10 protein-coding genes and 1 pseudogene are annotated in these 13,599 nt (G+C 65.7%); 2 read left to right on the top strand and 9 right to left on the bottom strand.

Going from position 1 to position 13,599, the window contains the following annotated elements:
* Positions 1–114: pseudogene (locus F3J15_RS34925) on the top strand (IS5/IS1182 family transposase); the annotation flags it as partial.
* 348 nt (positions 115–462) lie between these two features.
* On the opposite strand, the gene F3J15_RS34920 reads toward F3J15_RS34925, so the two are convergent.
* The 5 genes from F3J15_RS34920 to F3J15_RS38290 all read right to left on the bottom strand — a co-directional run bounded on the left by F3J15_RS34920 (position 463) and on the right by F3J15_RS38290 (position 7,205).
* Positions 463–1,038: a HEAT repeat domain-containing protein gene (locus tag F3J15_RS34920; protein WP_166896960.1), complete on the bottom strand. Its 576-nt coding sequence runs from the start codon at positions 1,036–1,038 to the stop codon at positions 463–465.
* Between the two features lie 66 nt (positions 1,039–1,104).
* A complete protein-coding gene (locus F3J15_RS34915; RefSeq protein ID WP_166896958.1) occupies positions 1,105–2,859 on the bottom strand; it encodes a hypothetical protein in 1,755 nt (584 codons plus the stop codon).
* Positions 2,860–3,493: 634 nt separating this feature from the next.
* Positions 3,494–4,633 (bottom strand): hypothetical protein, encoded by a 1,140-nt coding sequence (locus F3J15_RS34910; protein ID WP_205191121.1) that lies wholly within the window; start codon positions 4,631–4,633, stop codon positions 3,494–3,496.
* Between the two features lie 21 nt (positions 4,634–4,654).
* Positions 4,655–5,398 (bottom strand): hypothetical protein, encoded by a 744-nt coding sequence (locus F3J15_RS34905; RefSeq protein WP_166896956.1) that lies wholly within the window; start codon positions 5,396–5,398, stop codon positions 4,655–4,657.
* 133 nt (positions 5,399–5,531) lie between these two features.
* Positions 5,532–7,205 carry a phage tail protein gene (locus F3J15_RS38290; RefSeq protein WP_345891592.1) on the bottom strand — a complete coding sequence of 558 codons (1,674 nt, stop codon included), beginning with the start codon at positions 7,203–7,205 and terminating at the stop codon, positions 5,532–5,534.
* Between F3J15_RS38290 and F3J15_RS37970 the strand changes: the two genes are divergently transcribed.
* Positions 7,185–7,460, top strand: a complete 276-nt coding sequence (locus tag F3J15_RS37970; protein WP_240159317.1) for a hypothetical protein — start codon at positions 7,185–7,187, stop codon at positions 7,458–7,460. The two genes, F3J15_RS38290 and F3J15_RS37970, sit on opposite strands and share 21 nt — an antisense overlap.
* 278 nt (positions 7,461–7,738) lie before the next feature.
* On the opposite strand, the gene F3J15_RS34895 is transcribed toward F3J15_RS37970, so the two are convergent.
* The 4 genes from F3J15_RS34895 to F3J15_RS34880 all read right to left on the bottom strand — a co-directional run.
* Positions 7,739–8,734: a hypothetical protein gene (locus F3J15_RS34895; RefSeq protein ID WP_166896952.1), complete on the bottom strand. Its 996-nt coding sequence runs from the start codon at positions 8,732–8,734 to the stop codon at positions 7,739–7,741.
* Positions 8,735–8,764: 30 nt separating this feature from the next.
* Positions 8,765–9,772 (bottom strand): hypothetical protein, encoded by a 1,008-nt coding sequence (locus F3J15_RS34890; protein WP_166896950.1) that lies wholly within the window; start codon positions 9,770–9,772, stop codon positions 8,765–8,767.
* 7 nt (positions 9,773–9,779) lie between these two features.
* The gene (locus F3J15_RS34885; RefSeq protein ID WP_166896948.1) at positions 9,780–12,032 is read right to left on the bottom strand and encodes a putative baseplate assembly protein; all 2,253 of its coding nucleotides are present in this window, start codon (positions 12,030–12,032) and stop codon (positions 9,780–9,782) included.
* A 10-nt stretch (positions 12,033–12,042) separates the two neighbouring features.
* The coding region (locus tag F3J15_RS34880) for a DUF4157 domain-containing protein (RefSeq protein ID WP_166896946.1) at positions 12,043–13,599 on the bottom strand (1,557 nt) is incomplete at its 5' end.

Genomic DNA, 13,599 nt, shown 5'->3' with positions numbered 1-13,599 from the left:
CGTCGTCTACGCACGCGCTTCGAGCGACGTGCCGACATTCACGAAGCATTCTTGAAACTTGGCTGCTCGCGCGTCTGCTGGAACGTCTTCAGGCGAGCTGAGCAAGGTTTTTGAACTGGCCTCTAAGCGGCAGCAGATGGCGTGGCGGCCGGCTCTCGCGCATACGCTACTGCAGGTGAGGACGGCTGTCCTGCATGAACAACTGCAATCATGCTTCGAGCGATAGTATCCGGCGCTCACAGCCAACAATAGCGCTCACCATATCGCGGCGTAGAGCCCCCGCTTTGACGTGGTTTCCAGAATGGATTGGCGAAGCCATGCCCGATGGCGTGCAGCGCCCTCTCGAGCGGGCGCAGTAGGATCCTGATGCGGCTCGCAACATCCTTCGCGACTCGCGTTCTTCGGTCCTGTCGGTCAGGCGACGCCCGTCGACTGATGCCGACGTCGGCCAAAGCGCTTTATTCAGGGCCGACTCAGTAACCGCAGCTTCTCGGCAGCCAGCGCGCGCACACTGGGGTCGGGATCGCTGTCAGCGATGGCTCCAAGTGTGGCACGGTCCAGGCATGCGAGCCGGGCGCCGACCTCGATGGCCATCCAGCGCACCTCGGCATTTTCGGCCCGCAGCCGGGGCGTGATGTCGCTGCAAGCTGCCGTGTCGCCGCTGGCACCTAGCCCGGAGAGCGCCGCACCCACCTCGTCGGGGTCTGCCGAATCGAGTGCACGGCGCAACGCCAGGCGCGCGGCCGGATCGGGCGACAAACCGAGACCGGATGCCGCAATGAGCCGCGTGCGCGCATTGGCGAAGGCGCGCAGAAGGATGGCGGTCGCCTCCGGTCGGCGATAACGGCCGAGCAGATCGAGCAGCACGAGGTCGTCCGGCTGTGCCTCGGCGCGGCCCAGCACCACCGGGAACGAGAGTTCGGCATTCTGGAGCAGCCAGGCAAGTGCGTGGTCGCGCTGCCGCAGTTGCGGCGGCGAGCCGGCGCGGATGTGCAAGGCGGCGAGCTGATGGTCGATTTCGGTGGTCGTAGGAGACATGGAAGCGGGCGTGTTCGCGAAAGTTGGGGTGGCGGCCAATAGTGCGAAACCGAAGGCAGCGGTAGGTCACAACGCCAGGATGGTGGTCGCGTCGGCAGCGGCAAAGACCGCGTTTACACCATTGCGGAACGCGGTCATTGCAGGGCCGCTGATAGTCGGGTCGGCGATGAAACGAAGAAACAGGCCCCGAAGCAACGACCGCGCAACACGGGCCTCGAACGCGTCCTTGATATGTTTGATGCGGGCCTGGATTTGGGGCGCGGGATCATAGTTCATCGAGCCGAGCGCCGCGTGGGCCGGTACGTTGGGCGTGAAAAACGGCACCTCGCGCATCAGCGAGTACATCTCGGTCTCGTGATAGCCGTAATTGTCAATCTCGCTTGTCCGCCCCGCCGTGGTCGTCGGCCGTGTGTAACCGGGCATGTGCCGCGCCGCCTTGTCGTAAAGGTCCAGCCCATATTCCGCGCCCGGGGTACCGTATCTGTCCAGACCTTCGTAGGTGGTGTGCCCCCAGATCTCGTGAACCACGGTCGGCAGGGCGTAGGCCGGATTGGCGGCGACCATCTGCATGAATGCGTCCCCCACCACGGCGCGCAACCCGTCGGCGAATGCGATGATATTGATGCCGCGCATGAAGATCGCGCGGGCGTCGGCACGCAGGTGCGCGGCCCTGATCCCCAGCTGCGGGTGGTTGGCGGTGGCCCAGGCCACGAAGGCGGGAATCGAGACATTGTTCAGCGTGAGGTTTATGGTAGCTTCCTGCGCCGCCGACATGGTCGCGGTTTGCGGTGCGATCGATCCCTGGGCAACCTGTCCGGCTTGCTGAGCCGCGACCTGCGCCGTCGTCGGCGGCGGCGCTCCGGCCGGTAGAACCGCCGCCGCCGCCGCCCGATTACGGGTGATCATTTCGGTGGCCTGAGCCTGTGCCATGGCGCTCTCGTTGGCTAAACCCTGCGACGCCGCATAGGCCAGGGCGCCGACGCGCTCGATTCGCTGCAGCAGGTCGCGCGCCTGCCTCTCAAAAAGGCCCCCAGCCTGGGTCGAGTTGGAGGGCAGCACCCCGAGCATTCTGGTCAAATTGTTGAAGGGCAGATAGTGGGCGACCATCGCATCCCGGCGCGTGGCACTTTCGGCGGCAAAAGCGCGCAACGCGGCCTCCGCCTGAGGCTGCGTCCAGGCACCGCCGTTGCGCAACAGCTTTGATACATAGGGGTTGACCCACGGGTCGGCTAGGTCGGGGTGATCGGGCAGTGTCAGCACGGTGCCGGGGGAAACGACGAACACGCCTGGCGAAGAAAGGGTCACGGTGCGCGGATTTGCGAGGCGGATCGCATCGGCGTAGCGCGGCTCGCCATAAACGGCGCGCGCGACGTCCTGCAGGGTTTCGCCGGCGACTACCGTGTGTGTTGCCGGGGCGGAACCGGCGGGGACGAAGAGTTGCGGCCCATATGTTGTCGCTGACACTAGCGCTTGCGGGTCGATGAGGTCGCTCGCACCCAGCCCGCGAATGAGGCGACCGGCGACCGCGGCAGCATGGCGATCAGCGCCGGCTGTGTCGGTCAGCCGGCCGACGCGGCGGCCCTGGACGACGTGCGCGGCTTCGTGAGCCGCTACTTCCAGGCTGGGCCACGTGGCGAAACGGACATGCCCGTCCTGGACGGCCGCCTCTGCACCAAGACGGCGGACCGAGGGATCGAGCGTTGCTGGCGCCGTGAATTCCGGCAGTCCGAAGGCGCGCGCTATGGTGCTGTGGTGTGGGAAGTTGGCCAGCTTCTCGCCTTGGCTAGTGGCGCATCGCGGGCCTTCAGCGGGCGAGAACACAGGAATCCTGCTGAAATCCCAGGACGGGCCCGGCGTTTTCTGAACGCCCTGTTCAGCCTCTGAAGCGTGGTGCTCGCTAGGGCCCGGCACAGGCGGATTTGAAAGCCGCTGTGTCAGATAGCGCAGCGTCGCTCGGTTCCCGATCGTCCTTTGGAGCATACGCGCCTGTTCCACCGTGCCACCGCCAAATGGTCGCGCTGCAAGGGTCGCGCGTTGAGGCGCCAGCTTGCTAGTCGGACTTTCGGCTGCATTTTTCTGTGCCTTAGCGACCTTCGGAGCAAACACGGCTGCACCCCCTCTGGGTTGACGCGATACCTCGCGTGACCACAAAGAATTCGCGGCGCCCGCAGCATCCCGTCGATATGCACTGCTTCATTCGGGCTGCCCGCTTTCCCTCCCGATCCTCGTCAAACCCGGCTTGGAGGCGGGTCTGTTGTTCGGATCGTTCATCGGTACCGTGCAGGCATCCGACTTCTCACCAGCGTAGATGCCGGGCGTACGGCCTTTGGCCTTCTCCGACCCGTCCGCCGATGAATCAGTGGCGGGCACTGATGAGATCTCCCAGTTCCCATGCAAGGAGCTTCTCCACATGCTCAGGTTCGTCAAAGCATTTGGGCACGTAGCCCACGCTCCATTAATTCTTTGCGGCTCCCGGCAAGGCCACAGTCGCATCGAGCGCACCTGCCGCAGCAGGTGGAGATCCGACAACGACCGTGATCGCATTCTCAACCGCGGCTTCCGAGCCCGCATCCGTTGTAACGGTCAATGTACGTGGCCCCAGGACAGCATCACGCAACACATCGATAGTGAGCACAGCACCGTCCGCGGTCTTGTTGAGAGTGAACGAAGTCACCGTGACGCCCGGCCCAAGATCGGCTGTCACCGTTGGCGTCTTGCCGGACGCGTGCTGAAGCTGCAGGGCGACGTCGAGCACGAATCCAGTCGTCCCCTGGGGAATCGCTTGCGTATTCGCATTCGTGTCGGCCGGTGTGATGCTTTTAATGACGACCTTGCCCGACTGACATTGCCACCAGAAGCTCCCGAAGGACAGCACAATTCGGCGGCACTCGCAGTTGTCGATGGTGGTGATCATACCGTCTGCGTCCATCAGCACCTTCGCCAGCACGACCCACGGCTGCGTGGGGCAGTCCGGACAGACGGACGCCCCCCCTTTGCCCACATCGCTGATATCGGGCGGCGCCGCATTTGCGTCTGGGCATGAGGTCAGAATCCCGATCTCGTAGCCATCCTGGAAACGTGAGTATTCGCAAGCGTTATCGTCGCAGCCGCAACCGATTGGCTGCACTCGAATCGGTCGGGTTTTGCATTCCTGATATTTAACAGCGACGTACAGTGGCGCCGCCGGCTCGCGTGAAACAAACACGTCACTGCACCATGGATCAACCGGTTGCACACAAGGGTCACCCGTCATCCCGCTCGTACCCGACGTGCGCAGGTCGACGGTAAGGCAGCAGTCGAGGACAATCTCGTCACCATACGGTCCGAGCACATAGCCTGGCGTGACAACCACCTTCCACGAATCAAATGAACTCGTACCCGCACCACCACCGCCCGCGGGAGCCGGACAAACCTTCGCACCACACACCACGCCCCAACCATGCAGCAAGCGATTGTGTCGGCGCATCTTGTTCCTAAAATACTCTTGCTCCAGCATCAGGTCATCGGCTGTAATGAGCTGGCGCGGATAGTAGCGCGGCCGTTCCGCGACCGCATTTGTACACGATGAAGTCGCGCAGGGAGTTGCACTCGTCATGATCGTCTCCGGTTTTGAATCTCATCCTTTGCAGCCGCGCGCAGTGTCCTGGTTCGGCATCTTGTTCGTGAGGCACACGAGCAGGTCGTGCAGCAGGTCCAGCCCGAAGACGAGCGGCCGCACTGTGATGTCGATCTGCTCGGATTGCAGCATGGCGCCCGGCTGTGGCAACTGCACATTGGCGAGCACGATGCACGGATTGTCGGGACATGCCCGGCACGGCGCGCTCACATACTGCACGAGCGCCGGATAGTTGATCCGGCCGCCCGCAACGATGTCCTGCAACATGCAGTCCGTCGAGATGGTGGGCTGCTTCCCGTCGATGATCTGCACTTCGTAGCGCTCGCGTATCGTGCCGGGCGTGCACATCGCGTTCTGATCGCATTCGCCGCCCAGCGCAGGAACCGGGTCGCTCTCGCACTCGTGGTAGCAGATCACGACATGGCAATACTGCCCGTCGCAGCACTCACAGGCGTTCGCTGATGCAACACCCGCAGCGCCCACAGCACCCGCGGCGCCTGCATTGGCCTGAGCGCCCGCAGCAGCGGCCGCGGCGGCGGGCAGCGGCACGGACATCGTCGTTTTCGGCACGATGATCTCGCGGCCCCATTTGTCGATCGCAACGCCCGGCAGCACGACGACGCCGCTGCCGTTCTTGTCGGGTTGCACATCGAGTCCGCAGACCACGCCGTAGCCGGTGACGAGCCGGTTGAGCAGCCATCGCTTCGAGTTGAAGTAGTTCTGCTCCAGTTCGAGATGGAACACGTCGAGCAGCTTGCCGTAGAAGAAGCGGTTACGGCTGTAGGTGCTCACGCCCGCGGCGCAATTGCCGCAGCAGTTGTTATCGTTTGTCACGGATACCTCCTCATCGAAATCCCGGTTGTTCTCGCCTGTCCGTTCAGCCGAGCACGGTCAGGCCGACACGGCTCGCCGCGCCGACTCGCCCGGCGGGCTCTCCGCCAAGTGTCGTCTGCACGCCGAGCGCTGCCGTCTCGCCGACCCGCAGGCTCACCGGCGGCCCGGCCACGACCGTGTCAATGCCGACTCGCGCCTGGAACCCCACCCGCATCTGCGCTTCGATGATCCGCACGCAGTACGTGGTATGGGCGGGCTTTTCGCTTTCGATCACCGCACGCACGCGCGGCAGCGTCGCCGCGCAATTCAGTTGCCCGCGATACACCGCAACTCTGAACTGAAACGCGACATCCTCGAAGAGCGGGCTGCCGAATTCGTCGTCGGTGAGCAGTTGCGACTGATCGAGCACCGCACTCGCGCCCACCACCGCGCCTTGAGGCTGCGCGGGCGCGAGCATGGTCGTATAGCCGAGGACCGATGCTCCCGCGCCCGACCACGCTGGAGGTTCCGGCGCATTGGTGCAGCACGCCTGAACTGGCGCGGGGAGCGCCCACCACGCGGCATGCAGCAACGGCTCTTCGATGATGGCGTCCACGCCTGCGTACTCCTTGAGCGCGCAGCGCAGGCCTTCGACGGTGCCCCGGCGTGCGTCGCGCTCGAAGGCTTCGATGATCGCGCGCCGCACGCTCGCCTCGCCCCAACCTTCCTGCAATGTCAGGCCCATCCACCCGGCGAGCCACGGCAGGTACCCGGCGGGAGCCGAGTGCGCATCGAAGAGCGCTGGCAACGTGGCGATCCGTGCCTCACTTTCGCTGGCGAAACTCTCGAACAGCGAGAGGAACCGCAGCAGGAAGTCGTGGCACACACCAGGCGCGCGATAAATGGCGGGCAGATACTTCACGTAAGTGTCGTGATCGAATTCGACGCGCATCTGTTCGATGGATGGCGTCGCGAGGCCGTCGCTCGAAAGCCACACACCCACCCACAGATAACGCGACGGCTTCCCACCGACGTACACGTCGGTCACATCCGGCGCCTTCGATTGCCAGCGCGCGTCGGTGAACGGATTGGCACCGCCCGGATCGAGCACCGGCGCGGCCGGCGCATCGGTTTGCTCGTCAGCCGTGTGCACGAAGAACTGCAGGTGCGCATCGGGCGCTGGCAAGTTCGCGATGGCCTTCAGGCGATGCCAGGCGACCTTCTCTGTCGACGTGCTGAGCGCATCCGTCCAGAACACACCCTGCTTTCGATAGCCCGCGCCGAGCGTCAGTCGCGCCGGCGCGAGGCTGCCGCCCGTGTTCACGAGCAGCACGTTGCCGGGAGCGGGCGCGAGCCCCGCAACCGGTCCCATGAAGCCCACTGCCTCGCCAACGAATGAATAGCCATCCTCAATATCGAACTGGAACACGCGACGTCTCGCATTGTCGCCAACGAACACCGTGTCTCCAACAACGGCGATGCCGAGCGGATTCTGCAGCACGTCTGCGCCGAAGGTGACCGGATGACCAGCCGCGTCGACGAGCGGCCGGCCATCCGGCATCACGACGAACACCGCATGGGCGGCCACGTCGACGATATAGATTCGCGTGGTGTTGCCGCCGCCAGCTTGCGTGAAGTCGCCGGCGGCCACGTCCACGGGTTCCCGAAGCACCGCGGCGGCGTCGAGCGTGCGCCAGAATGCCGGTTGTACAGCGCCTTGTGCGTCGAACTGCTGCACGCGCGCGTTGCCGTGATCGATCACATACACGCGGTTTGCGGAATCGGCCGCAAGCGTCCACGGGGCATCGAACTGGCCGTCCGCGTTGCCCGCGCGGCCCCACACTTCGGTGAGCTGGCTCGTGACGGGGTCGAACGCCTCCAGCCGGTCGTTGCCGCTGTCCGCAACCAGCAGCGCGCGCCGCCATGCGGGCACGAGCAGGCCGCGCGGCTGGCTCAATTGCGCCGGCTCGCCGCCGAAGCGGCCGAGGCATGACACCTGCCGCACGCTGGCGTCGCAGGCGTCGATGCGCCATATGTGGCCGCCATCAGGGTCGGCGAAGAAAACGGTGCCGTCGGCGTCCACTGCGACGCCGGCCGGACCTGACGGCACCGGCAACTGTGCGAGTGCGTCGGTTGACTCGCTGGCAAGGAGCGGCACTGCGCTGAGCTGAAATGTCCCTCCCGCGCCTTGGTGCAACCCGATCCAGTGATGGCCGTGCCATCGGCCATTGCGGTTCAGCCATCTGAAGTTGCGGTCATTCGGGTTCATGGTCAGGACTCCACTCCCATCCACGTGACGGACCATTGGTTCGTCTGCAGCACGGCGTTACCGCCTGCGGTATTCCCTTTGAACAGGCTCAGGAAGGACGACGGATTGAAATCCGTGCCGAGGGGGGGCATCGTCAGCTGGAACGTGAAGCCGGTCGGTGTTGGATCGAGGATGCCAGTAAGGCCATCGAGCACGAACGTGCCTAGTGCGCTCTTCGACTTGAGGTCGGAGGGGAGCTTCGCGCTATCGAACAAGCGATTGCCGACTAGCTGGGCGCTGTAGCACGGGGTCTTCTGGAACTGCTCAGCCGAGGTGTCGATGTCCACTTGCAGGGTGATGATCTTGGTCGATTTTGCCAACGGGCCGAGCCGCCATACCGTCGCCGCGGGATCCGTGCTGCCGCAGGCGACATGCGGCTGCGCGTTGGGCCGCGCATTGCGTCGCTGGACGGTTGACAGCGGCTGGTACAGCTGGCAATTGCGGACCTCGGCGCGCGCAAGCACGATCCGCATGTTCGACTGCACATCGATCTTCAGCTGCGGGTCGATTGGCTGCAGCGTCGCCCCGAGCTGTATCCAGCAAAAGTTGGGCGCTTCTCGCAGGCGCGTCGCGCCTTGTGGCACGCACACGCCCATGCGCGTTTCCGTTTCGACGAGATCGGCGTCGGTCGGATAGGAGACGGTCAGGTCGTAGAAGACCGAGCCGCCGCTGCCGTCGTCCGCGACGGGCGGTACCGGTTCGACTTGCTGCTCGGTCAGCACGATTTCCCTGCCGCACGCGTCGAGCGCATAGCCGGGTGCGATCGTGATCTGCCGGTCGCCCTTGTTGCCGGCCACGGCGTAGCCGCTGCCAACGCCCGGCTGATGCAGGCTCTGGTTGTGCAGCCAGCGCATCTCGCGGTTGAACGACTCGAGGGTCTGCAGATCCGTCGCGAACAGACGCTGTCCGTTGAAGAACTGCAAGCGCTCGAGAAACTGCGAACTGCCGATGATGCCCATCGTCGAGACTCCTGCCGGCGTCGCGCCGGCTCAGCAACAACACGGCTTGCGCACGTGCGGATCGAGGCAATGGCTGGCGTTGCGGGTCGACTGGCACCCGAGCCAGCACACATAGGCGTCCAAGCGCACCGGAAACGCCTTGCCGTCAAGCCCGCGCGCCACGATGGAGCGCGCGAGCTCTTGCAAAAGCACCAGCACGCTGAACTTGAACCGGTTCGACTCGGCTGCCTCGACGTGCGCGAAATACAGCGGGAACTCCGTGTTCGTGCTGACGGCGGTAGGCGCTGGCGCAGCGTTGCCCGCAACTGCGTTCCCGATTGCGGCGAGCGACGCGGCCAGCTTCGCGCCGTCTTCGAGCCACGCCAGATAGCACGGTGTACGGGTGAAGCCGGCCGCCGTGGTGTCGACCGTGGTGTCGAACGCGACCACCGAGGCGCTCACGAATTGCGCGGTCCATGCGGTGCCGCCCGCGATCGTCGATCCGTTCGCGAGGTAGGGCCGCGACAGGGGTCGGCCCTTCTGCGCGACGAACCCGGTATCGGTCCGCGGGTTTGCCTGCGTGCCGCTCATTCGCGCGAGCGGCACGCCGTCGTCGGGCGTCAACGCCGCGGCCGCAATCCACACGAGGTCCGCCGCCTCCATGACCTTCGCGCCGCCGCATTCGAAGCAAACGCCGGAACGGTCCTGCGGCGCCGGAAACGACGAGGTTTCCCGATAGCGGATCACGAGCGTGAACGGCGTGCTCTCAGACAGTTGCACAGGCAACGGCATGGTTTGCCCGGCGAGCAGGGTCAACGCGCGCCCGAAGCGGTCGTAGGCGACGCCCGCTTCGACGGCGACCACGCCGCCCGCACCGCTTTGCGGCTGGAGTGACACACCAAGCCCGAGCGCCACGCCGAATGCGTCGTGCACCGCGCGGTTATGCCACCTGCGCAGTTGCGTATCGGTTGCAACCTGCGTGCGCAGGTCGCCCGAGCGCAGCATCTGCCCCTGCCAGTAACGCGTGCGTTCGAGTTTGCGTGCATCGTCCGGATTCATCGCCACCTCACAACACCTGGATTTCGTGCGCGCCCGACACCACAAGTGCCGTCGACGCAAGACAGACGTTGCCGCACTGCGGATCGCATTCGCAGCCGTCGGCAAGCAGCGCGAGCGTGGCCACGTAGTCCACACCCGCCACCGCATCGATCACCTGCATGATTTCCGCGCGATACACATGGCGGCCGAACGGCCAGCCCTGAGCGTTGGCGCCGCCCGTGAGCGGATGCAGATAACGATTGAGCGTGTCGACGATGCGCGTCGCGAGCGCCCGCGGGTCCGTTGCCGCGAATGGGTGCACCTGCGCACGCACCGTTATCTCGCGATAGGTCGGTCCGACCACGTCGATGCGTGAGCCGATGATCCGGCGGCGCGCAAGCCAGGCCGACACGGCGCGCAACAGCGCGGCGCTGGGCGCGGGGCGCGGCACCGGCAGGTTCGGCAAGACCACAACCGTCACCATGCCGAGCGCCTTGATACACGGAAAATCGGCATGCAGATCGGCCCACGCCTTGACGCGGCCAATCTCGACGCCGGGGGTCGCACGCGCGAGCGCCTCGCAATCCCCGAGCGTGATCGCGCGCTGCGGCTCGGCCAGCATCCTGATCGCCCGGCCGACCGCGTGCGGCAGCGGCTCCGCGGCCTGGCCACCGGTTGCAGGGAGCGGATTGACTAACGCGAGTGCATGCATTGCCGCGTCGAAATCCGCAATGTGCGCGCGGTTGTGCGCCGAATCCACCAGCCGCGTGACGGTCTGCGCGCGCAGATTGCCCGCCTGAGCGCTTGTTGCGAGACAAACCGCAAAGAAGCGAGTGCCAGCGGGCGCAACGCGGCCATGCTCGCCGTCACCGAAGGTCACGGTCCCGGCGGTCGGATCGAGCACGAAGTCGCATTGATCCCGACGCGAACCGTCGAAGTCGCGCCGATCGCGCCAGCGTTGCCACTGTCCGGCCTGATCGACGCTAAGGAGCCGGAACCGCGCGCGTATCACCGGCGGCGCGGGTAGCTGCATGCTTTGCCACGGTGTGCCGTCGCCCGTGCCGAGCGTCACGGCTTCGACGCACAGGCGCCCCGCTGTCGTCGCGGTGGCGCCCGTGTAGTCGAGAATGCGCAACTGCGGCACGTCGGGGTCCGTCACGAATGCGAGCGCCGAGATGCGGCCATTGGCATCGAACTGGATTTGCATGCGCACCCATGCCCCACGCGTGGCGGCAGGCGACGCGACGCCTGCCCCGATAATCCACGTCACGACACCCGGGTGCCACGTCTGCTCCGCCCGCACCGCGTTCAGCGCAAGATTCGTGATGACGGGCGGCGCATCGTAGGCGCCCGCCTCGAAGCGCAGGCGCAGATAACTGAGATCCGCGCCGACGTGCCCAATGCGCTGCTTCACGCCGTTGCGCGGAGGCGTTATCACGATGCCGCCGTCGAGTGTCAGGCAGCGGGTATCGTCGGAGAACTCGGCGCCGCTCAGCGGCAGCCAGCTCGCCGTCGCGCCGTCTCCGGCGAGCATTTCGCACGCGAGGCGCACCGCCGGAAACGGCAGGGGCGCACGCGAATCATGCGGTGGCGGCGCGCTTCCGGGCTGCGCGTGAGCCGTCGCGCAACGCGGCACGACAGGCGTGCAAGCACGCTTGCGGGCTTCGCTTTCGGCTGCGATGCGCAGGCGTTCCCGCATCCCGGCGCGAACACTCGCGAACGTGAAGTAGAGGCTGTGCGCCCGCGCCGCGACGAGTGGTTCATCGAAGCCGAGATACAACTCGCTGCCGGGTTGCGGTGCATCGCCGAATGCACCGAACGGCACGCCCCGGCGCCAGCGATCGGTCAGGTCGTGAAACCCGTTCGCGTCCCTTACCTGAACTGCCGCGAGCGCGAGCGGCAGCACGGTCACGCTCGCGAGCGTCCTGAAGCGCGTCTCGACATTCGCGTTGTCCACATACTCGCATTCGATATCGGCCGCCAGTTCGACGGGATTCGCAGCAGGCGGGTTGGCGTACGAGAAGCTCAGCACGGTCGTCGCCGGCCGGGGTGGCTGCGGATGAATGCCAACTGCGGCCAGGAACTTGAGCCGCGCGCGATCCGTGACACGGTTGAGCTGGTAGATATCCATCTCGGCCAGCGCGGCGAACAACTCGATCATCGTGATGCCGGGATCGTGCGCGTTCTGGTCGGTCCATTCGGGCGCGTAGAGCGGAATCAGCGCGCGCCCTTCGTCCACCAGGTCGACCCAGCGGCGATCGTCGAGATTGGGCAAGAGCATTGGCATCGCGTTACCCCTTGGCCAACTGGCTTTCGCTGATCGTCGAGGCATCCTTGACGAAATACGCGAAAAGCGGGAGGTCGGCGAGCGTGCCCGAACCGGGTTGCCGCAGGCGCGGATTCTTGATGCGGTAATAATCCTCGACGATCTGCGCCTGCTGCTCGCGATTGAAGCTGGTGATGTGGTTGCCCGCCGCCTTGGCTGTCATGAGCCCCGTCACGCCGTTGTAGTTGTAGGCCCCGGTGGCGCCGAGCTCGATCTGCGCATGCAGCGCCTGGGCCATATAGATCGAACCGGATTGCTCGTATTGCCAGACGTGCGTCAGCTCGTGAATCAGCGTGGCCTCGTCGATCGTGCCGCTCCAGTCGTTGATGGTGTGAAAGCTGGTGTATGCACGCCCGCTGAAGGCCGGCCCGATCACCGCGCGCTCGTCAACGCGCACACGCTCGAAATTGATCGACGCGCCGAACACGCTGCTCGCGCTCGCGATCTCGCGGCCAGTCAATTTACGCGTGTTGAACTTTGCAAAGTCCATCATGGTTTCGTAGGCTTCGCCCACGCCGAGCAAGTCGATGAGGTACAGCGCGTTCGCGCCGAGCCACTTGAGAAAACCGAGCCACGTGTCGACCTTGCCGAGCGATTCCCACCACGAGAGCGACCACGGCTTCATGCTCTTGACGCCTTCCCACAGCCCGAGGACCAATCTCGCCAGCCGCGCGGGCAGCCGCTGAACCCATTCGGCAACGCGCTCGAAAATGCCGCTGACCTTGCTCCAGATCTGACGGCCCACCCACTGCAGGCCGGTCCACACGGCGTCGGCGGCCACCGCGATGCCGTGGCCCACGGCCTTGAGACCCCTCCACACAGCGGACGCGCCGGTCTTGATGCCTTCCCACACCGTGCCTGCCGCGCTTGCAATGCCATGACCGACCTTGCTCCAGAATCCCGGATGTTTTTCGGGCGGGTTCTTCAAGGCAGCACCGCCTCCGGCCGGGCTCGAGCCGTCTTCCTCCTTGCGCTGGATGCCGCGCGCGCCGGTCGTCACCGCAAATCGTCCCGCTGCGTCGGCCACGCCGGTCTCGGCACGGCGAGCCTGCGCTTCATGCGCGGGATTGTCAGTCGGCTCGAGGCCTGGTCGGCTGCCGTCCTGCTGCGCGACGTGCACGAGTTCATGCGTGAGCAATGCATCGCCAGCGTCTTGCCGGTAGCGGCCGCTGCCGAAGAACACGTGCTTGCCGAGCGTGAACGCCTGCGCGCCGAGCGCGGCCGCGGCGCGGCTGGTGGCCGGGTCGTCGTGCACGCGCACGTCTCCCAGATCGCGGCCGAGCCGCGCCTGCATGGCCGCCCGCGTAGCGGGAGCGAGGGCTTGGCCGGCGCCCGGCCGCTCGATGGAGGACGCAAGTTGCGCCGCCTGCTCGTCGTTCTCCCTCGAAGACTCGCGTGCGCCATGCGCCCTGCCAGCGCCCAGCATCCGGCCAACCGACCGGTTGCCGTACGCTCGCTGCATGTCGAGCAACGCCGCATGGCGTGGCGCCAGCCCGTGCGGGCGCTGCGGGGCGGCCTGCCC

The sequence above is a fragment of the Burkholderia sp. Ap-955 genome (assembly GCF_011753045.1).
Classification (GTDB): Bacteria; Pseudomonadota; Gammaproteobacteria; order Burkholderiales; family Burkholderiaceae; genus Burkholderia; species Burkholderia lata_D.
This window is presented reverse-complemented; position numbering and strand designations above follow the sequence as displayed.

Excerpts from the sequence above, each read along its gene's own strand:
- F3J15_RS34920 (WP_166896960.1), bottom strand. The coding sequence starts at position 1,038 with ATGTCTCCTACGACCACCGAAATCGACCATCAGCTCGCCGCCTTGCAC.
- F3J15_RS34910 (WP_205191121.1), bottom strand. The coding sequence starts at position 4,633 with ATGACGAGTGCAACTCCCTGCGCGACTTCATCGTGTACAAATGCGGTC.
- F3J15_RS34895 (WP_166896952.1), bottom strand. The coding sequence starts at position 8,734 with ATGGGCATCATCGGCAGTTCGCAGTTTCTCGAGCGCTTGCAGTTCTTC.
- F3J15_RS34890 (WP_166896950.1), bottom strand. The coding sequence starts at position 9,772 with ATGAATCCGGACGATGCACGCAAACTCGAACGCACGCGTTACTGGCAG.
- F3J15_RS34885 (WP_166896948.1), bottom strand. The coding sequence starts at position 12,032 with ATGCTCTTGCCCAATCTCGACGATCGCCGCTGGGTCGACCTGGTGGAC.